The sequence below is a fragment of the Moraxella bovoculi 237 genome, assembly GCF_000696305.2.
Taxonomy (GTDB): domain Bacteria; phylum Pseudomonadota; class Gammaproteobacteria; order Pseudomonadales; family Moraxellaceae; genus Moraxella; species Moraxella bovoculi.
The window spans coordinates 156,474-176,607 of the sequence record NZ_AOMT01000005.1 but is presented as its reverse complement, the minus strand read 5'-3'; the positions used below and the strand labels follow the sequence as shown (position 1 = coordinate 176,607).

Here is a 20,134-nt window from a genome sequence, read left to right as displayed (position 1 = left end):
AATGGTGGCGTTAAGAGCGGGTTGATGTTAAAATGGCATAATACGCATGGCTTAATGGCCTGTCGCAAGACATCCGTTAAGTTTGCTTATTTTAACAAAATTTAACGCCAAATAACTGCTTTATTTGAATTTTTTCGTCAGTAAATCATGGTTTTTGGCAGATTTTTATTTTTTGGCTATTTAAAATAACAAAACCAAAAAACAACTCTCGATACGACACGGCATAAGTTACTAAGATGAATGGACTGATCACCTTATTACTCATATTAACACCCATGTTCATCGGCTTTGCACTACCTAGCTACGCAAATTGGGCGAGTGTTGCCGAGCGCGCCTTGAATTACCTGGTTTTTTTGATTTTGATTGTGATTGGTATCGAGCTGGGTCTTGTTGAGAATCTAAGCCAAAAAGTCGACGCCATTACGTTATATCTAAGCACGCTGATTGCTCTGACCATTGGTGTAGGAACAGCCGCTCTGATTGCCTTTGATAAGTTTGTGCCGCCCTCTACACATACCCATCATCATAATAACACCAAACCTAAAATCAACTTGCGTGGTAGCCTTGTACAGATTAGCTGTCTGGTAATTGGTTTTGTCATCGCGAAGGTTCTACCGGATAGCCTACTGCCGCCTCATAACACGACTACTGTGTTATTGATGGCGCTATTGTTTTTGGTGGGAGTTAGCCTAAAGGGGTCTGGTGTGACATTAAAAGAAGCCATGCTAAACAAGCGCGGACTTCAGATTAGTGCTGTATTTATAGTGATTACCCTGCTTTCAGGCGTGGTATTTGCACTGCTCTTTGAGGAAGTGTCCATCACTAAGGGTCTGGCCTTAGCTTCAGGGTTTGGTTGGTATTCTCTATCAGGTACCGTGATGACAGACGCCTATGGTGCGGTATGGGGCAGCGTCGCTCTGCTGAATGACTTATCAAGAGAGATCATCGCGCTGATCTTTATTCCGTGGGTCATGCGCTACTCACAGTCAGCCGCGATTGGGCTTGGTGGCGTGACCAGTCTTGATTTTGTCCTGCCAACACTCACCCAAGCAGGCGGCACTAAGATCATTCCAACCATCATCAGTTTTGGATTCATTACCAACATCATCTCACCCATCATGATGGTATTTTTTAGCACACTGGGCTAATTCAATCAACCCTTTAATCCAAAAAAAAGCATGGATAAACCCACCAAGGCATCAATCAATAAAAAAGCGATTGGCTGATCAACTCAACCAATCGCCAAACCGTCATTCTTTCATGCTCATCGCTTCATCAAATACTCTGCGACCGCTTGATAGGCAGGTAATGACCATGGGTCATTATGGGCATTGCTGGCAACAGGGTTTGAAGAGAAACGCACAATTACCATTTTAGCCGCTGGATCAATATAGATGGCTTGACCATGTACGCCACGAGCCATATAGGCACCATGATCGTTATGGGTAACCCACCACATGTTGCGATAACTCCACCCTTTTAGGTTTGGATAGCCACCAGTGGCAAACTTGGCACGATCACCACCACGCATGATGTCTGCGACCACCGATGGAGAAACGATTTGCTTGCCGTTGAAACGACCATTATTACGCATCATCTCACCAAACATCGCCATATCACGCAAATTCATGCTCATGCCACCGCCAGCAAAAGGACTTCCTGCACCATCTACAAGCATGTAAGCATCAACATTCATTCCCATTGGCTTAAAGAAACGCTCAGAGAACAGCACATTCACACTTTTGCCAGTTGCACGAGCGATGATCCACGCCAAGACATCAGTATTGACAGTTTTGTATTCAAATCCAGTGTCATGCGGATGAGTGTCTTTTTTGACTGTGGTCAAAAACTCATACATGCTCTTAGGGCCTTTATAATTTGATGGGTGTACAGGCAACATGGATTTAGAAAACGCATTGATGTCCGAATTAGGATCGGCGTAATCTTCACTATAATCCAAAGAAGCCGTCATGTCCATCACTTGACGAACTGTGGCATCGCCCCATGCAGATTTGGCAAGCTCTGGCACATAGTAAGTAACAGGCTTTGAAGCATCAATCACGCCCTCATGAACCAGTTGGGCTGCCAGCGTACCTGTAAGGCTTTTGGTTACCGACATCAAAATATGCGTACCGTCGATTGGGTCATAAGCTTTGTTTGGCGTGGTTTCATAAACAATCCTTCCATCGTGTAGCACGATCATTGAGTCGCCATAAACTTTACGCACAAAAGCATCTTCTACGGTGATTGGCTGAGTCTGATCGGCTGGTAGAAATTGAGGCATGAACTTAATCTTGCCAATGTTGCCGTCCAATTCAACAGGAAATTTATAAAGATTTTCTCGAGCAGATGCAACGACTTTCGTTGGTGCAAGATTTGGAATGTTGCTAAAAGTCCAACGAAGCTGAGGAAAGTCTCTGGCGTTGAGTATGTTGATGGTTTTGTCCGCAGGTGGTGGAAAGCCCTGCATGATGCCAAGTCCAACAGGCTCTGATTGTACTCCATCTAGTATCGGTGAGGATTCTGCCTCACTCAGCATGGATTTCGGAGTGTTTGACTGATGACCACTATGCTTGGTGCTTGCATTGCTGGTTGCACATGCTGATAATAACAACAGACAACCTGTTGCCAAGGCAAGGTTTGTGTATTTTCGATTAATCATAAAAAAAACCTCCGATTGTTTATTTTACAGTTAAAAAAAATCAAATAACTTCAAGTTAAAAAGCAAATATCGCATCATAAAATTACCATAGGAAAGTAACGACATGCCTTTTATATCCATCAAACATGATAACAAAACTTGGTTGCAACGACATGATGAATGGGGTTAATTTTTGTTATAAATTTGTAGAGTTTGATTGCGTTTCATCATCTCATTCTCACCAAATGCCACGCTTGTTTAAAGATCCGATCAACCATGCCCATTCAAGCTTTTTTACTCTCTAAAATCCACTTGCTTTTTTATTGAAAAACTCCATCAAGGGGCGAATTTTGCCCACCATGTTCACCATTTCCGACCGAATGAATCTCATCGGCTCTTTTTGAAAGACATCGCCCACAAACGCATGATTAATCAATGAAAAACTGTGCATCATCAGCGCGTTTTTCGCACGCCTTGCTCGTTCATAGCGGCGTAACAACCGAGCATTTTGATGATTGTCTGACAAATCGCAACACTCCATCAAATCAAGCAAGGCTTGCACATCTGCCAGTCCCAAATTCAACCCCTGCCCTGCCAGTGGATGCACGCCATGCGCCGCATCACCGATGAGTAAGGTGTGGAGCGCCGTGTATGTCTTAGCAACTTGCGCGGACAGCGGAAAACTTGCAATCGACTCAATATCAAGAATCTCCCCAAGCTCAAATCCGCTCGCTATGCTCAGTTTATCTGCAAGCTGACTGGGTGATAACATCAGACATTCTTCAGCTGTTTGGGTTGCAAGCGTCCATACCACCGATTGCCAATGACCATCATCCCCCTCTTCAAGATCTGCCAATGGCAATAATGCCAATGTTCCTGTTGGCAGCATGGCTTGACGCGCGGTATTATCATGCGGATGGGCAGTCTTAATGGCGCAGCAAATCGCTGTCTGACGGTAATCCAAGCGATCCACCTCAATCCCAGCCAGCCTACGCACTGTAGAACCCCTACCATCCGCACCGACCATCAGGCGTGCGCTGATTATGCTGCTAGCGCCACCTGCATCACACACTCGGACGCTGACGCCATCATGGCGTGCATCGATACCGAGCCGCTCATCGATATGAGTTGCATTTAATATCGTTAAAAATGGCGCAACATCTGCATGAGAGGCACGTCTGTCTAGCGCATCATCGATCACATTAGGCTCGACCATGCTACCCATTAAGCTTGGCGTTAATGATGATTTGGCAAAATTAAGCTCGCCACGCCCGTCACCTTGCCACACGTGCATCTGTATATAGTCAGCACGCCGCACAAAATCATCTGCGCCAATATCCTTAAATAGCTCAAGACTTAATAAATTTAGCGCATACACACGAGCATCTCTTTTGGCGAGCATCGACTGTCTATCCACAGCACTAAGCTTAGGCTTAATGTCAATCAATACCACCTGTTGATGAAGCTTGGCAAGGCCAATGGCAAGGCACATGCCCACGGCACCACCACCGACAATTAAAACATCGGTATCTATTTTAGATGAATTTAGTGCGCTCATGCGTGTGCTCGCTTATAAAAAATACCTATCATTGTACCCAAAATTACCCTTATTTGACAATAAATCAATTATCCATTCATGGATAACAAAAAAGCACAAAGACAACTTTGTGCTTTTTGGATGATTAAGTCATTACACACGATAGTACATGTCAAACTCAAGTGGGTGTACTGCTTCGTTAATTTTTTGAACTTCTTTCATCTTAAGCGCGATATAGCTTTCGATCATATCTTTGCTAAATACGTCGCCTTTTAGTAAGAAGTCATGATCATCACGCAGAGCATTAAGCGCCACTTCAAGGTTCTCAGCCACTGTAGGGATTAAAGCCTCCTCTTCTGGCGGTAGATCGTATAAGTTCTTATCCGCTGCCTCGCCTGGATCGATCTTATTCTCAATACCATCAAGACCTGCCATTAGTAGCGCTGCAAAGCACAAATAAGGGTTCGCTGATGGATCAGGGAATCGCGCTTCAATACGAACTGCCTTAGGGCTGGTCACGTGCGGAATACGAATCGATGCCGAGCGGTTAGATGCAGAATAAGCCAGCTTGATTGGCGCTTCGAAGTGCGGCACTAGACGCTTGTAGCTGTTGGTGCTTGGATTGGTGATGGCGTTTAGCGCTCGTGCGTGCTTGATGATGCCACCAATGAAATACAGTGCCGTCTTTGATAGGCCAGCATACTCATCACCTGAGAATGTATTCACGCCATCCTTAGAGATAGACATGTTTACGTGCATGCCTGAACCATTATCACCAACGAGCGGCTTTGGCATAAAGGTGGCAGTTTTGCCAAACTGGTTAGCTACGTTTTTAACGATGTATTTAAATTGCTGAACTTCGTCTGCCTTTTTTACCAACGTATTGAAAGAGATACCAATTTCAAGCTGACTGCTCGCCACTTCATGGTGATGCACTTCGATACGACCTGTACCCATTACCTCTTCGATGCGATCACACATGACAGAACGCATATCATGATAATGATCCACTGGCGCAACCACCGCATAAGCACCCTTCGCGGCAGGGCGCTGACCATTGTTACCCCACGCATAGTCCTTGTTGGTGCTCCATGCCGCCGCTTCTGAAATCACGGTATTACGCGCGCCAGACATGTCGATGTCCCACTTGACCTCGTCAAATACGAAAAACTCAGGTTCAGGACCGATCAGGGCAGTATCACCAATACCTGTTGATTTTAGGTAAGTCTCAGCGCGGCGAGCGATAGAACGAGGATCCTTGGCGTAGCCTTGTAGTGTGTCTGGCTCGATGACATTACACGTCACCACCACGGTCGGCGCCTCAAAGAATGGATCAACATACGCAGTATCAGGGTCTGGCAGCAAGATCATGTCGGATGCTTCCACGCCCTTCCAGCCTGCCACGCTCGACGCGTCGAACATTTTACCATCTTCTAGCGTGTCTTCATCAACGCTGTACGCAGGAAAAGTTAGGTGCATCTCCTTACCATGTGTGTCGGTATAACGGAAATCCACCCATTTTGCGCCTGATGATTCAATCAAATCAAATAGCTTATTAGACATAACTCACTCCAAAAAATCAAAAATATAAGCCAAACCAAACATTACGATATTAAAACCCTTCTTGTCATCTGTCAATCACTTTCGACAATATGACGGATTTTATAAAAACTTATCAAAAAAACCGATTTATTAATAACTTGTATTAATAAATCAGTCAAAAGCACTAATTAGGCATCTTCATCTTCGTAGTATCAGGGTTCAATCCAAAATAAAATACCACCGTCGCCACTAGGCTATTCACAATAATAAACGCCCAGTCAAATCCATCATGATGCAGCACATATCGACCAATCAGCGCACTCACTGCCAGCATAATCATAAAGCAGGCCGCGACACATTTTATGATCATTGGGTGCTTGATGGGTAGCTGCGCTTCATTGGTGCGATGTTTTTTTAGTAGCTTTTGGTTTATCATAAAGCCAACCAGATACATGATCGCACCCAATATCAAATAACCAAATAATCCCATAACAGCCCCTTAGTCGCACGCCACTTTATAGACAGTGTTAGAGCCCTGTACGATATACATGACATAGCTACTGTCAAGTCGTGGATTGATGTTTATGGCGGTGTCTTTGACTTTAGCAAGAACCATCATACCGTCCGACCTACCAATCATCGCATCCACATCATTCTTATTCAGATCCAGCGTATTTACTTTAAAATAATCCCAACCCTTATCCACGTCAATAACTGCCAAAGGTGCAGGCTTATCCCAAACGTTAGGCGAGCCTTCAAGCTCTCTCATTTGCATGTTAAAGCCGCCTTCGACCTGATTAATCTTAATCTGTGCAGACTCTTCGTGGCTTACCGTATAGCAGCCAATAAGATCGCTTGATGATGTGGCGACAGGTTTAGCATCTGATGAGGCATCATGATTAACTTTAGGCTCGCATGCCGTCAAGGCAATAAGTAGCCCCGCAGCACAAGAATATTTTAACGACGAAAAAGAATCTTTCATGCTAATCATCAACACCACAAACCGATAGATTGGGTTCTAAATTTAAAATGGTTATTTTACCTTATTTTTATGTGATTTTGCCAGTGATAAATAGATCATGCGATGTTTTTATTCATATATTTTGACACACGTTTTTTAATAAAACTTATTAAAAAACAAAATTGTATGAATTCACCTTTTAAAATACCGCAAGCATCCCCACATAACAGTCAACTATGTTATAATAAGCGCCATTTTCATTAGATTCATCAGTTTACAGCATAAAAAAGCGAGCACTCATGAGCGAACAACACTCAAATTCTCAATTAGCAACGTTGATTCAGTTAGGCAAGGAACAAGGCTATCTGACGTATGCTGAGGTCAATGACCAACTTCCAGAATCGGTCACCGAAAGCGATCAAATTGAGGACATCGTACAGATGCTGACCGACGTCGGCATTCCCATCTATGAAGTTGCTCCTGATGATGATGACATCTTACTTACCGATACCAGTAGCGAAGATGAGATGGCAGCTGATGAAGCGGCAGCGGTTCTCGCCAGCGTAGAAACCGAACCTGGTCGCACCACCGACCCTGTGCGTATGTACATGCGCGAGATGGGTACCGTTGATCTATTAACTCGCGAAGGTGAAATCAGCATCGCTAAGCGCATCGAGGAAGGCACGCGCGAAGTTCAGTACATCATGGCCTACTGGCCTGGCACCGTAAAGTTCGTGCTGGATGAATACGCACAAATCGAAACCGGCGAGAAAAAAATCTCCGACATCGTCTCAGGCTTCTTAAATCTAGAAGATGACGAGTTTGAACTCAAAGAAGACAACGACATCGAGCCAGAAGACATTAAGGAAGAGGACGACATTGATGATTTGGAAGAAGACGAAGAAGATCTAGATGGTGCAAGTGGCGGTGATGATGACAGCAATCTAGATCCAGAAGAAGTACGCGCACGTTTTGAAGAGATTGAACAGCTATTCAACCAATCCCAAAAAGCTTTAGAAAAATACGGACGCGGCAGCCCAGAAGCAAAAGCCGCCTACGATGAATTGGCGTCTCACTTTATGCTTATTAAGCTAAATAACCGCCTATCTGAGCAAGTCATCACACTCATGCGCGAGGTTTATGAAGACGTGCGCAACAGCGAACGCAAGATTATGCGCTTGGTCGTGCGCCGCGGTAAGATGCCTCTTGAGGAATTCAAAAAAACCTTCCCAAGTAACGAAACCAACCTAGAGTGGCTACCATTACGCATCAGCGGTAAGCCTGCTTTTGCTGAGACGCTACAAAGAGTCCTACCCGAGGTCGTCGCCCTCCAAGAGAGAATCTTAGCTCATGAGAACGACCTGCAAATGGACGTAAAAAACATGAAAGCTGTGGCGCGCCAAATGGCAATCGGGGAAACCAAAGCCCGTCGCGCCAAAAAAGACATGGTTGAAGCCAACTTACGTCTGGTTATCTCCATCGCCAAAAAATACACCAACCGCGGCCTACAATTCCTTGACCTTATCCAAGAGGGCAACATCGGGCTCATGAAAGCGGTTGATAAGTTTGAATATCGCCGTGGTTACAAGTTCTCAACCTATGCCACTTGGTGGATTCGTCAGGCGATCACACGCTCTATCGCCGACCAAGCACGCACCATTCGTATTCCTGTGCACATGATCGAGACGATTAATAAAATCAACCGTGTCAGTCGTCAGCTGCTCCAAGAGATGGGGCGTGAGCCCACCCCCGAAGAGCTTGGCGAACGTCTAGACATGGACGAAGCCAAAGTGCGCAAAGTCCTAAAAATTGCCAAAGAGCCCATCTCCATGGAGACGCCAATCGGCGATGATGAAGATAGCCACTTGGGCGATTTCATCGAAGACAGCACCATCTCAAGCCCTGTAGATAGTGCCACTGCCGAAGGTTTGCGTGAAGCCACCCGAGAAGTGCTGGACAACCTAACCGAACGTGAAGCCAAAGTATTAAAAATGCGCTTCGGCATTGACATGGCGTCTGATCACACCCTAGAAGAAGTCGGCAAGCAGTTCGATGTCACCCGTGAGCGTATCCGTCAGATCGAAGCTAAGGCACTACGTAAACTGCGCCACCCTTCACGCTCTGAACACCTACGCTCATTCCTTGAGGATGATTGATTTCATTTCATCAATAAAAATAACCACCTTCGTGTGGTTATTTTTATTGATATCAGCCAAGCATCGACACACCTTGAAATTTGGGCAGCTTGCCCCATTTTATCTTCAATCATTATCTAAAAGGCAGTCATCATGACCAAATTTACCAATCTAAATCGTGCACCCACCGCACCTAATGCTAAGCGCACCGAGATCCAAAATCCAGAACTGTGGAACTTCCCAATGGATTACCCTATCAGTATCATCGGACATGAAGGCGAGCATGACACATTGCGCAACGAAGTGACGCTGATTCTGGCAGAGATTTTCCCTGATTTTGATGCCGCAAGCATCATGGTCAAGCCATCCAAAACAGGTAAATTCCACGCCCTACGCGCAAGACTCTATCTCACTTGTGCGGATGAAGTGAATCACCTATATACCGCATTAGACAAGGCCAAAACGGTCAAAACAGTGGTATAAATCTCCTTGATTGATGTTATAATAAATCAAGCCAAGACCGCAATTAGGCGGTCTTTTTTATAGCTTACCGTATTTAATGATTTTTTTACATGACGACATCAAACACCATCCCAAAAAAATCCACCCTGCGCATTCTGCACACCTCTGATTGGCATCTTGGCAAACGACTCTACCAAGAGCAGCGCTATGATGAATTTGCGCAATTTTTGGATTGGCTCATTGATGTACTTAATGAGCATGAGGTGGATGTTTTGATTGTGGCGGGTGACATTTTTGACACGATGACACCAAGTAATAAAGCCCAAGAGCTTTATTATAAATTCCTAGGCAGCACTGCCGAAAGCGCTTGCCGTCATGTGATTATCACTGCTGGTAATCACGACAGCCCAACTTTCTTAGATGCACCCAAGACAATCTTGCGCGCGCTGAATATTCAAGTCATCGGCATCGCAAGCGATGATATTAGCGATGAGCTTCTGATATTACACAAAGGCGACACCCCTGAAGCCATTATCCTTGCTGTGCCTTATTTGCGCGACAAAGACGTTCGCGCTAGTAAAAGCTTTGATGACATCACCACCAAAGAGTGTGACACCATCCAAGGCATTACCAATCATTATCAGACGCTAAGTGAACAAGCCAAACAAACGCAAGCCGACATTCTCAATAAATTCAACAAAAAAATCCCCATCATCGCCACAGGGCATCTCTTCGCCGCAGGCGCCAGCGTCTCATCCAAGGACGACGGGATGCGCGATCTGTATGTTGGTACGCTAGGTCAAATATCCGCCAACACCTTTGATGAATGCATTGACTATGTGGCGCTGGGGCATATTCACGCGCCACAAAAAGTTGCCGGCTACGATCACATACGTTACTGTGGCTCGCCGATTGCGATGGGTTTTGGCGAGGCGGGTAAAGCCAAGCAAGTGCTGTTGGTTGATTTTGATGATGCCAATACCAAGCCTAGTATCACGGCATTACCCGTTCCAGTGTTTCAAAAGCTTGCACGCATCAATGGCGACTGGGATCAAATCACCAAAGAACTGAGCAAACTTATCGAATATGGTCAGAGCATCTGGGTTGAGATTATTTATACAGGCAACGAGATTCGTCCGACACTCGTACAGGACATTCGTAGCCTGCTTGAATACAGCCTCGTCACCGCATTAAACATCCAAAACAAAACTCTGTATCAGCAAAGCCTTAGCTTACATCATCGAACAATCGATCTAAAACAGCTGACCGAGATGCAAGTTTTTGAAACCTTGCTCAATCAAAACGACATAGAGGATGCTGAACAGCAGGCGTTAAGACAAGCCTACCAAACTCTACTTACCGACCTACACGACACCGATCACAGCGCCGAATGACATGAAAATTTTAAGCCTAAAATTTAACAACCTTAACTCCCTTAAAGGCAATTGGCACATTGATTTCACCGATGATGCGTTCGTACGCGATGGTATTTTTGCCATCATCGGTCAGACGGGCGCGGGCAAGACAACGATTTTGGATGCCATCTGCCTTGCCATCTACGGCGAGACACCACGCATCAATCAAATTAGCACCACCCAAAACGAACTCATGAGCCTAGGCGCAGGTGAATGCGGCGCACAAGTTGAACTACAAATCAGTGGTAAGATGTATCGATTTACGTGGCAGCAGCGCCGCGCTGGTGGCAAGGCAGACGGTAAATTACAAGCCGTCAAACGTGAAATCAGCCAAATTAAGCACGTGGGCGATGATGGCAAGATCTTAGAGAGCAAAATCAAACTATGCGAAAAAAAAGCTGTCGAAATCATGCACATGAACTTTGAGCAATTTACCCGCTCTGTCATGCTTGCTCAGGGAAATTTTGCGGCATTTTTGAAGGCGGATGCTGGTGAAAAAGGCGCAATTCTAGAACAAATCACCGGCACTCAAATCTACGGTAGAATCGGTACTAAAGCCTTTGAACTTCAAAAACAAAAACGCCAAGAACTCACCGCACTACAAGACAGGCTTGACGACAGTGAGATCATGGCTGACGATGAGTTTAACGCCCTAAAAGCAAGCATCGAGGCGGATAAAGCTGCACTTCATAAAAATCAAGACACCCTAAAAGACACCGAAACTCACATAAAAAAACTAGAACAAAAACAAACAATCGAACAAAAAATTCAAAAACTCACTCAATCGCTTGTCGAACATGAGCAGGCTCGAGAACATTTTAAGCCAAAATTTGCAGCATTAGAGCTTGCCAATAATGCCTTTGCCATCCACGACGAATATACCAAACTCTCTCATCTGCGTGAGCAAGAAAACCAAGTCAGAGATGATATTCTAAAGCTTGAAAGTGATCTTAATCACGCTCAGCAAAGCATCACCGAAAGCTCGATAGAACAAGGCAATGCAGCCAAAAATTTAAAAGACGTCGAGAGCGAAGAGGCTGCCGCACAGCCTATTTTTAAGCAAGTTCGAGAGCTTGATGGTCAATTATCGCATCTAAATGAACAAAAGGATCGGCTTAATCAAACCATCAGCCAAAACAATCAAAACATTCAAGCATTAAACAACAACATCCAATCATTACTCAATGATCAAACCAAAACAAACGAAATCTTAAAAGAGCTACAAGACACGCTTCGTTATGATGTTGCCGATCTTGGGCAGGATCTGGGTCGCCTGAACGCAGAACACATACAGCTTAATAGTCAAATCCAAGAAATTCAAATACTTAATCAAGACCTTAATCATCATCAAGCTGCCCTTGAGGGCCTACAAAACACCATCGCCCAAAAGCGTATTGATTACCAAGACGCTAAGACTCGATTAACCAACAGTCAGAAAAACCTTGAGCTAATACAGGCTGATTTTATCACCTTGACGAGAATACAAAGCCCCATCACTGCTGAAGCCATCATGCGGTACGGTATGTCCATCAACCAGAAAATTCAGCAGCAATCACAGATCAAATCCACACTAACCGCCCTAAAAGACCCTTATGATCAATATCAGCTCAACCAAGAGCAAGTCGCTAAGCTACAAACTCAAATCGGCAACCTCACCAAGCAGATTGGCGAAATACAAAACACAGCCCAGCAGCTTGGCGATGAACTGGACAAAGAAAACAAAACCCTTATCACACTTGAGAATGCGCACGCCCTACGCCTAGAAGTCAGCATTCTCAAAAAGCACCTTAGCAATCTACAAGATGGCAAACCCTGTCCACTGTGCGGCGCCATTGATCACCCTTATGCTGATAAGCACCCGCACCTGCACGAAGAAGAGAGCTTGGATGCAGAGACGATTAAACACACCAAAGACAAAATCAGCACCCTAAATAGCTCAATGCAAAGTAACAACCAACAACTTGCCGTCAGTAATAACAATTTAGATAATCTAAATAAGAACCTCGACGACATCATCAAGCAGCAACCCACTTTAAAACAAAAGATGCAAGAAGCGCTTGATGAGCTATCAAGCATTAAGAATGATTTTAGTTTTGATATTAATCAATTGGATGACAATCTATTAAACAACCTAATCCTACAGAATCAGCAAACACTAGCACAGCTAAATAGTACGCATGCCAAGTACCAAGCACAAGAACCTGAATTGACCCAAGCGATTAATAATGTAGGTAAATACACACAGTACTTTAGCAATATCAAAGTCGAAGGCGAGACTTTAAAGGGCAACATTGCCAACACCCAAGACATCATCAATCAACAGACCAAACATCTTAATCACGCCTTGAATAAATTTAAGCAAAGCCATTTCAACATCGCGCACACTTTAGATAAGTATGACTTAACAATACGCAAAGGTGACTTCAATACACAATTCACTGTTGAAATCTTATCAAACGTATCAGATGATATTTTAGATAAAATTAATAAACTCAATCAAAAATATCAAACCCATCAAGACGCTAAAATCAGATATCAAGAATCTACTCGCATGCTTGATGGCATTAAAATCAGCCTTGATAATCAGCAGCAGCAACTTGATAAATTAAGCTTAGATAGCCATTCATATCAAGAAAAGTACACCAATATTCAAGATAACATCAGCAGCCTGCAAGCACAAAGGCGGACGATATTTGGCGATAAAATTATTGATGATGAAGCCCTACTACTAAGGCAAAAAATTCAGCGCGGCAATGAGATGCTAAATAAAGCTGTCAATGCGCACAACCATCATCAAAACAATGCATTATTATTGACCGAACAGCTACAATCACTTAATAACAAACTAAACAATCTATCTCAAGAAGCTAAACAAGCGGCCGATCAATTCACGTTCACCTTACACAAAAAGGGATTTGATGATGAGGCAGCGTTCTTACAGGCTTGCTTAAATCACAACGACAGAGCAAAGTTAAGCCAAGAAGCGGATGCCATCTTATACGCTATTAAGCGCAGCAAAGAAAGCCTAGAAGAAGAGCATGACAATTTAAACACGCTCACCCAATCCATCACCAACAAAGAAACACTTGATGAACTCTACAGCAGACGAGATGATCTGCAACAACAAGAACGCGAGTCCCTACAAAGCCTGGGTAAAAACCAACAAATCTTACAAAGTGCTGCTATTGCCCGCGAAAAACAAAACACACTAACCAATAACATCAAGCGCAAGCAGCAGGACATTCAAATCTGGATAAAGTTAAACGAGCTGATCGGCTCAGCAGATGGCAAAAAATACCGCAACTTCGCCCAAGGGCTAACACTAGATCTGATGCTATACTACGCCAATCAAGTACTTAGCCGAATGAACGAACGCTATATTTTAAAACATGGCAATGCCGATGACAGAAACTCACTGGAAATCAGCATCATCGACACCCATCAAGGTAATGAAGAGCGCAGCACAAAGAACCTATCAGGTGGTGAAAGTTTCATCATCAGTCTTGCGCTCGCCTTGGGTCTCTCCATGATGAGCAGTGACAAGGTTGCGATTGACTCATTATTCCTAGATGAAGGCTTTGGCACGCTCGATGAAGAGATACTGGATATCGCCCTATCCACCTTGTCCGCACTTCAAGAAGAAGGGAAAATGATTGGTATCATCTCACATGTCGCCACGCTAAAGGAGCGCATCAGCACTCAGATTCTCGTTCATAAAGGCGCTAATGGCACAAGTCGATTGAGTGGCGCCGGTGTCATTAGCGGTGGTTAAATAAAAGTCGGATTTTTTTAAAATATCATTAAAAACACTTGACCTTTTTAAAAAATCCTATATAATACGCTTCATGTTTAACGACAACCACTTATGCCAGTGTGGTGAAATTGGTAGACACGACGGATTCAAAATCCGTTGCCCTTAAAAGCGTGTCGGTTCGAGTCCGACCACTGGTACCAACACAAACCCTTGAATATTCAAGGGTTTTTTTATTGCTTATTCAAACATACATTAATACAACTGGCTATTTTGCAGAATATTAATCATACAACAATCACCCTAGCCGCTCCACTCCTTCACCCCAAATACGAGATTTCTTAAATAAGATTAGTGGATTTGCCGCCATTGAAGCTCACAAATTAAAAAACCTAGGGAATACCTAGGCTTTTTGATATATTTGACAATACTTTAACGACTTACTTTGGCGATGCGATATTCACCACAAGCACATAATCCATCACGGCAGGCTTATGTTCCAGCGCATTGTATTCCAAGCGCATGACATGCCTACCGTTCGCGATTACTTTATAACTGCCGTTGGCAAAATCGTGATAGTATGGCGTATTTAAAAAAGGCTTCATGCGCCCATCGGATACATAGACTGTCAGCGTATCACCCACAGCTGGATAAATAAAATAATCACAAGTATTACCCATAATACTATCTTGACGAGAGACAGCAGTGTGATCAACACGTTTTTGTACTAATTTAGGGCATTCGTCGCCCACGTTTGCCCGTCTCTGCTGCAACTTATCGTTTCTGGCGGGTGTGTAATTCTCTAAGATGACAGCCGATTGCTCTGCCTTAACCATCTCTGCGCTCTCAGTACCACAGCCAGTAAGCAGCAAAAAAAATCCCAAGGCCCATCGCCCTTTTGAGAGATCAGCCATAGATTTGTGTTTTGGGTGAAAAGCAATCATTTACCAGTATGCATACTTTTAGTCATTAAGAGTACAAATAAATCTAAAGAATACAAATTATAACATAAGATTTACAAAACTAAAACAAATAAGCCGCCGAACAGATCATTATTGACCTGACAAAAATTCATTCACACAAGCATTTAACGTCTTAGTTACTGCTTTGACAGCGATATGGGTGCGGGCAGCCGGATCGATTACCGCTTGACCAACTTCATTCAAGGTTACGCTTTGGGGTGCTTTTTCACTCACACAGCCACACACTTGATCTTCAATTTTGGTCTTTTGTGCGTCGCTCATGAGAATGCTGGCAGTTTTGTAAACTCAGTTGGCATTCAATTGATTTCGGCATTGATGATCGACAGCCTCCTTGAATAGACTGTTGCCAATATCGCCCAACATGCCGCCATTGCCGCCAGTTGCACAGCCAGATAATAACAATGCAACCACGCCAAATACAGCTAATTTTTTCATAACATATTCTTAAAATACAAGACTAATTATCAACAATGTCAAAAAATTGAGCTGTCAAAAGATTCGTCAAATCATGAGGAGCGACACCAATATCTAGACCACGCTTGCCACCACTGGCATACATTTTATCAAGGGTTTGGGCGGACGAATGTATCACGGTTGTTAGGTGTTTTTTCTGCCCAATGGGACTAATCCCACCCACGATATAGCCCGTTAAGCGTTCAGCATCGGCAGGGTTTGCCATAACAAGCTTTTTTACACCGACAGCCATTGCCATTTTCTTTAAATTAAGCAAATGACACACGGGCAGTATCGCCACAAAATACGCCTTACCGTCTGTAACAAGCAAGGTTTTAAACACCGTATCAGGCGATAACCCTAACTTTTTGGACGCCTCCAACCCAAAGTTAGTATTATCTGGGTCGTGGTCATACTCATGGATGCTATGGGCGATTTTTTGCTTCTGCAGAAGGCGAATGGCAGGGGTCATGACATTACTCAATCGGCTTTAACGGTTGTACCACATCGGCATTTTGCCCACGATGACGCAAATAATGGTCAAGTAGGACAATCGCAAGCATCGCCTCGGCAATCGGTGTGGCTCGCACGCCCACACAAGGGTCATGACGACCTTTGGTAATCACGCCTGTCGCCTCACCATCTAGGTTAATCGTCTTGCCTGCGGTGGTGATACTGGCGGTCGGTTTTAGGGCAATGGCGACACGAATGGCCTGCCCGCTACTAATCCCACCCAAAATCCCGCCTGCGTGATTGGCACAAAAGCCCTCAGGGGTCAACTCGTCTCGGCTGTCATGCCCAAACTGCTCGGCAACCGCAAAACCATCGCCAATCTCCACGCCCTTAACGGCATTGATAGACATCATCGCATGGGCAATATCGGCATCTAGGCGGTCAAAAATGGGCTCGCCAAGCCCAACAGGGACATTCTCGGCAAAAATCTCTAATTTCGCCCCACAGCTTGTACCTTGTTCACGCAAAGACGTAACCAGTTTTTCAAAACGTAGTATAGCGTCAATATCCCCACAAAAAAACGGGTTCTGGTTTACAATATCCCAATCGAGCTTCTCAGCCTTTTCGGTGCCGATTTGGGTAACATGACCACGAATGACCACGCCCAAGCGTTCTTTTAAGTATTTTTTGGCAATCGCCCCTGCCGCCACACGCATGGCAGTCTCACGAGCAGACGAACGCCCACCGCCACGATAATCCCGAAAGCCGTACTTCATTGTGTATGTGTAGTCAGCATGATTGGGACGGAAAGTCGTGGCGATATTGCCGTAGTCCTTTGATTTTTGGTCGGTGTTGCGAATGAGCAGTCCGATCGGTGTGCCTGTGGTACGCCCCTCAAACACCCCAGAGATAATCTCCACCACGTCATCTTCTTTACGCTGAGTGGCGAATTTGGACGTCCCCGGTTTACGACGGTCAAGCTCGGCTTGCAGATCCGCCTCGCACAGCGCCAAATTGGGCGGTACACCGTCCACGATCGCCATAAGCCCCACACCGTGCGACTCGCCACAGGTGGTTACGGTAAAAAGTTGTCCTATTGTGTTGCCTGCCATGTTACACTCCCTTAACCCTATCCACCTGTCTTTTAAACTCATCACGATATTCCAAAAGCTCCTCGCAGGTAATGGCAAAGATCCCACTTCCGCCTTTTTGGAAAGTCAGCCAGTCAAACTGAATCTCAGGATAAGATTGGCGTAACGCCCATTCGCTGTCGCCCACTTCGCACACTAACAGCCCGTCTTTTGTCAGATAGTCAGGGGCGTGGTACAAGATTTGATGTACCAAATCCAACCCATCCTGCCCTGCCGCTAAGGCATGTTCTGGCTCATGCAAGAACTCCGGCGGCAACTCCGCCATGACCGCAGCATCCACATAAGGCGGATTGGTTACAATCAGTTCGTACTGATTCTCGGCAGGGATTTTGGCAAATAGATCACTTTCAACCAGATTCACTTGATGAGATAATTCATGATGCTCGACGTTCGTCCATGCCACTTCTAGGGCATCTTTATCAATGTCCGCCCCGTCGACGTTGGCATCGGGGAATGCTACCGCCAAGGCAATGGCGATACAACCTGATCCTGTGCAAAGGTCTAAAATACGTTCAGGTGGTGTCAGCTGTAATTCCTGCAAACCGTGATTATAGTAATCAGCTTTATTGGCATCATCCACATCAAAATACGGATAGAATCTTTGATTGATTAGCTCAGCAATTGGCGAGCGCGGGATAAGGACACGCTCATCAACATAGAACGGCAAATTACAAAAATACGCCAAATTAATCAAATATGATAACGGCTTACGCTGCGTGATACGGGCAGATAGCAGCTCAAGTACCGCTTGTTTTTCGCTGTCTGTCAATCGACAATCAAGAATCTCAGGGTCCGCAGACCAATCTAGCGATAATGTGTGCAAGACTATTGCCGCTGCTTCAGCAAATTCATCGGTCGTACCCTGAGCCACCACCACGTCATAGGCACGCAATTTACTCACGCAAAAACGGATAAAGTCACGAATCGTCCGCAGATTTCTACCTGCCTCGTCCAGCTCAGCATACAGCTCATCAAGTTGAGCCTGACTCATTTTACCCTCAGTCAAGTCCTCATCCTGAAACTCGTGTTCAAGGCCTTGATCAAAGTCTTGGTCAAAATCGCCCGCAAATTCATCGCTAAATTGGTGTGTGCCTGACATGGTATTCTCTTGATAAATAAAATCATCATTATAAAGAAAAATGGCTGATTTTAAAACCGATTTTAGGAAGGTTTGATGCATAAAAATAGTTTTTTTGACTGAAAGTTGTTAAAATAATCAAATTAACCATATTCAACATCCATAAGAGACACCCATGACTGACAAATTGCCCTTTTGCCTGCCTACTGACATCACGCCCGAGATTTTTTTGGCAGAATACTGGCAAAAAAAGCCCCTACTTATCAAAAACGGCTTGCCTGCCCTTGTGGGTATGTTTGAACCTGTCGATGTGCTTGATTTGGCGATAGAAGACGGCGTATCAGCACGGCTTATTACCCAAAAAGAAGACAATCCAAAGGAGTGGACGCTCAAAAATTCGCCTTTGACTGAGCAAGACCTGCAAAACACGCCACGCCTGTGGACGGTATTGGTACAAAACCTAGAACAGTGGTCGCCCGAGCTTGGCGAGCTGTGGCAAGCCTTTGATTTTATTCCAAAATGGCAACAAGACGACATCATGGTATCGTTCGCTGGGGCAGGCGGCTCGGTCGGCGAGCATTATGATGAGTATGACGTGTTTTTGGCACAAGGCCATGGCTCTCGCCGTTGGACGCTGGGCAAAATGTGCGATAGCGACACGCCATTTGTCGAAGGTCAGCCCATTCGCCTGCTTGACGACATGGGGCAGATTATTTTTGATGAAATCCTAGAAGCAGGGGACGTGCTGTATGTACCGCCACGCCTTAGCCATTATGGGGTTGCTATGGACGACTGCTTGACGTTTAGCTTTGGGTTTCGCCGTCCTAACATGGTGCAAATCCTAGACGAAATAGCGGACGTTGCCACAGGCGAACACGCCCTATTCTCTCCGCTTATGCTACCCCAAGCCCTGCAAGACAATGCTTATGAACTCACGGACGACAGTATTTCTGCCATAAAGAACGAACTTATCAATCTGCTAAATTCTGATAAAGGCAACGCCATTTTAACCCAAGCATTGAGTGAATTGGTTAGCAAACGCCAGTATGACCTAGTCGCCTTTGATGACGAACTTGCCCCTGATGAGCTTGCCGAACGCTTGCAAAATGGCGAATGCTTGATGATAAATCCCGCCTGCCGTTTCGTCCTACAAAACGATGAGTGGTACATCAATGGCGAATGCGTGTGTTTTAATGATAAAGAATGGGTTCTTATTAACCGCTTTACCGATAATGACGTGATTACGTTTAACGACTTAGACAATGAGTTATTGGCAAGTAGTACAAATTGGCTTAATGATAATTGGCTGATTTTGCTCTGATATCGTCTATCATTAATCAAGCCCAATCTATGCATTGGGCTTTTATTTAGCCAATCACCTAATTATAAATACAAAACTTCACAAAAAAAACCCTCATATCGCTATAAAAATTATCACTAAAACCACATAACTGTACACAAATCCCCTACTGTTACTAGATAAATAACTTTAGAATACGCGTGTTTATGAATTAGCATTAATGAATGTTTTTAAATTGATTAATTTTTTTTCAGTTCTTTTGCAAGCTAAGT

The 20,134-nt window shown here is 44.5% G+C and carries 17 protein-coding genes and 1 tRNA gene; 7 read left to right on the top strand and 11 right to left on the bottom strand.

Features of this window, described 5'->3' with window-relative positions; all coding sequences use genetic code 11:
• Positions 1-236: 236 nt before the first annotated feature.
• Entirely contained in the window at positions 237-1,148 is a 912-nt protein-coding gene (locus tag MBO_RS01200; RefSeq protein WP_036362244.1) for a lysine exporter LysO family protein, read from the top strand.
• A 116-nt stretch (positions 1,149-1,264) separates the two neighbouring features.
• Here the strand turns inward: MBO_RS01200 and MBO_RS01195 are convergent, their stop codons facing one another.
• The 5 genes from MBO_RS01195 to MBO_RS01175 form a co-directional block, all read right to left on the bottom strand.
• Positions 1,265-2,662, bottom strand: a complete 1,398-nt coding sequence (locus MBO_RS01195; RefSeq protein WP_080702131.1) for a serine hydrolase domain-containing protein — start codon at positions 2,660-2,662, stop codon at positions 1,265-1,267.
• A 280-nt stretch (positions 2,663-2,942) separates the two neighbouring features.
• Positions 2,943-4,199, bottom strand: a complete 1,257-nt coding sequence (locus tag MBO_RS01190) for an FAD-dependent monooxygenase (protein WP_052585217.1) — start codon at positions 4,197-4,199, stop codon at positions 2,943-2,945.
• 132 nt (positions 4,200-4,331) lie between these two features.
• Positions 4,332-5,741 carry a type I glutamate--ammonia ligase gene (glnA, locus tag MBO_RS01185; RefSeq protein ID WP_036362241.1) on the bottom strand — a complete coding sequence of 470 codons (1,410 nt, stop codon included), beginning with the start codon at positions 5,739-5,741 and terminating at the stop codon, positions 4,332-4,334.
• A 163-nt stretch (positions 5,742-5,904) separates the two neighbouring features.
• Positions 5,905-6,210 (bottom strand): hypothetical protein, encoded by a 306-nt coding sequence (locus MBO_RS01180; RefSeq protein ID WP_036362238.1) that lies wholly within the window; start codon positions 6,208-6,210, stop codon positions 5,905-5,907.
• A 9-nt stretch (positions 6,211-6,219) separates the two neighbouring features.
• Positions 6,220-6,702, bottom strand: coding sequence for a hypothetical protein (locus MBO_RS01175; protein ID WP_152545077.1), 483 nt, complete (start codon positions 6,700-6,702; stop codon positions 6,220-6,222).
• 278 nt (positions 6,703-6,980) lie between these two features.
• Between MBO_RS01175 and rpoD the strand changes: the two genes are divergently transcribed.
• From rpoD to MBO_RS01150, 5 genes are all read left to right on the top strand, one after another.
• Positions 6,981-8,837, top strand: a complete 1,857-nt coding sequence (gene rpoD / locus MBO_RS01170; protein ID WP_036362235.1) for an RNA polymerase sigma factor RpoD — start codon at positions 6,981-6,983, stop codon at positions 8,835-8,837.
• Positions 8,838-8,969: 132 nt separating this feature from the next.
• Positions 8,970-9,299 carry a YbeD family protein gene (locus tag MBO_RS01165; RefSeq protein WP_036362232.1) on the top strand — a complete coding sequence of 110 codons (330 nt, stop codon included), beginning with the start codon at positions 8,970-8,972 and terminating at the stop codon, positions 9,297-9,299.
• Positions 9,300-9,388: 89 nt separating this feature from the next.
• A complete protein-coding gene (locus MBO_RS01160) occupies positions 9,389-10,672 on the top strand; it encodes an exonuclease SbcCD subunit D C-terminal domain-containing protein (protein ID WP_052585215.1) in 1,284 nt (427 codons plus the stop codon).
• A gap of 1 nt (position 10,673) precedes the next feature.
• Positions 10,674-14,465, top strand: a complete 3,792-nt coding sequence (locus MBO_RS01155; RefSeq protein ID WP_036362230.1) for an AAA family ATPase — start codon at positions 10,674-10,676, stop codon at positions 14,463-14,465.
• A gap of 95 nt (positions 14,466-14,560) precedes the next feature.
• A tRNA-Leu gene (locus MBO_RS01150) sits at positions 14,561-14,647 on the top strand.
• 237 nt (positions 14,648-14,884) lie between these two features.
• Here the strand turns inward: MBO_RS01150 and MBO_RS01145 are convergent.
• From MBO_RS01145 to prmB, 6 genes are all read right to left on the bottom strand, one after another.
• Positions 14,885-15,328 (bottom strand): hypothetical protein, encoded by a 444-nt coding sequence (locus MBO_RS01145; protein ID WP_152545076.1) that lies wholly within the window; start codon positions 15,326-15,328, stop codon positions 14,885-14,887.
• Between the two features lie 168 nt (positions 15,329-15,496).
• Positions 15,497-15,688, bottom strand: a complete 192-nt coding sequence (locus tag MBO_RS01140) for a hypothetical protein (RefSeq protein WP_052585214.1) — start codon at positions 15,686-15,688, stop codon at positions 15,497-15,499.
• Between the two features lie 24 nt (positions 15,689-15,712).
• Positions 15,713-15,862 carry a hypothetical protein gene (locus MBO_RS01135; protein WP_160169648.1) on the bottom strand — a complete coding sequence of 50 codons (150 nt, stop codon included), beginning with the start codon at positions 15,860-15,862 and terminating at the stop codon, positions 15,713-15,715.
• Between the two features lie 22 nt (positions 15,863-15,884).
• Entirely contained in the window at positions 15,885-16,352 is a 468-nt protein-coding gene (gene ybaK, locus MBO_RS01130; RefSeq protein WP_036362224.1) for a Cys-tRNA(Pro) deacylase, read from the bottom strand.
• Between the two features lie 4 nt (positions 16,353-16,356).
• Positions 16,357-17,445: a chorismate synthase gene (gene aroC / locus MBO_RS01125; RefSeq protein WP_036362221.1), complete on the bottom strand. Its 1,089-nt coding sequence runs from the start codon at positions 17,443-17,445 to the stop codon at positions 16,357-16,359.
• 1 nt (position 17,446) lies between these two features.
• Positions 17,447-18,475 carry a 50S ribosomal protein L3 N(5)-glutamine methyltransferase gene (gene prmB, locus MBO_RS01120; RefSeq protein WP_265013578.1) on the bottom strand — a complete coding sequence of 343 codons (1,029 nt, stop codon included), beginning with the start codon at positions 18,473-18,475 and terminating at the stop codon, positions 17,447-17,449.
• A 262-nt stretch (positions 18,476-18,737) separates the two neighbouring features.
• Here prmB and MBO_RS01115 point away from each other — a divergent pair, with 262 nt between their 5' ends.
• The gene (locus MBO_RS01115) at positions 18,738-19,883 is read left to right on the top strand and encodes a cupin domain-containing protein (protein WP_036362219.1); all 1,146 of its coding nucleotides are present in this window, start codon (positions 18,738-18,740) and stop codon (positions 19,881-19,883) included.
• Positions 19,884-20,134: the final 251 nt, after the last annotated feature.

Coding starts and splice junctions, on each gene's coding strand:
- MBO_RS01135 (WP_160169648.1), bottom strand. CDS start 15,862: ATGAAAAAATTAGCTGTATTTGGCGTGGTTGCATTGTTATTATCTGGC.
- MBO_RS01190 (WP_052585217.1), bottom strand. CDS start 4,199: ATGAGCGCACTAAATTCATCTAAAATAGATACCGATGTTTTAATTGTC.
- MBO_RS01140 (WP_052585214.1), bottom strand. CDS start 15,688: ATGAGCGACGCACAAAAGACCAAAATTGAAGATCAAGTGTGTGGCTGT.
- MBO_RS01165 (WP_036362232.1), top strand. CDS start 8,970: ATGACCAAATTTACCAATCTAAATCGTGCACCCACCGCACCTAATGCT.
- prmB (WP_265013578.1), bottom strand. CDS start 18,475: ATGAGTCAGGCTCAACTTGATGAGCTGTATGCTGAGCTGGACGAGGCA.
- MBO_RS01195 (WP_080702131.1), bottom strand. CDS start 2,662: ATGATTAATCGAAAATACACAAACCTTGCCTTGGCAACAGGTTGTCTG.
- MBO_RS01180 (WP_036362238.1), bottom strand. CDS start 6,210: ATGGGATTATTTGGTTATTTGATATTGGGTGCGATCATGTATCTGGTT.
- MBO_RS01115 (WP_036362219.1), top strand. CDS start 18,738: ATGACTGACAAATTGCCCTTTTGCCTGCCTACTGACATCACGCCCGAG.
- MBO_RS01155 (WP_036362230.1), top strand. CDS start 10,674: ATGAAAATTTTAAGCCTAAAATTTAACAACCTTAACTCCCTTAAAGGC.
- aroC (WP_036362221.1), bottom strand. CDS start 17,445: ATGGCAGGCAACACAATAGGACAACTTTTTACCGTAACCACCTGTGGC.
- MBO_RS01200 (WP_036362244.1), top strand. CDS start 237: ATGAATGGACTGATCACCTTATTACTCATATTAACACCCATGTTCATC.
- glnA (WP_036362241.1), bottom strand. CDS start 5,741: ATGTCTAATAAGCTATTTGATTTGATTGAATCATCAGGCGCAAAATGG.
- rpoD (WP_036362235.1), top strand. CDS start 6,981: ATGAGCGAACAACACTCAAATTCTCAATTAGCAACGTTGATTCAGTTA.
- MBO_RS01160 (WP_052585215.1), top strand. CDS start 9,389: ATGACGACATCAAACACCATCCCAAAAAAATCCACCCTGCGCATTCTG.
- ybaK (WP_036362224.1), bottom strand. CDS start 16,352: ATGACCCCTGCCATTCGCCTTCTGCAGAAGCAAAAAATCGCCCATAGC.
- MBO_RS01175 (WP_152545077.1), bottom strand. CDS start 6,702: ATGAAAGATTCTTTTTCGTCGTTAAAATATTCTTGTGCTGCGGGGCTA.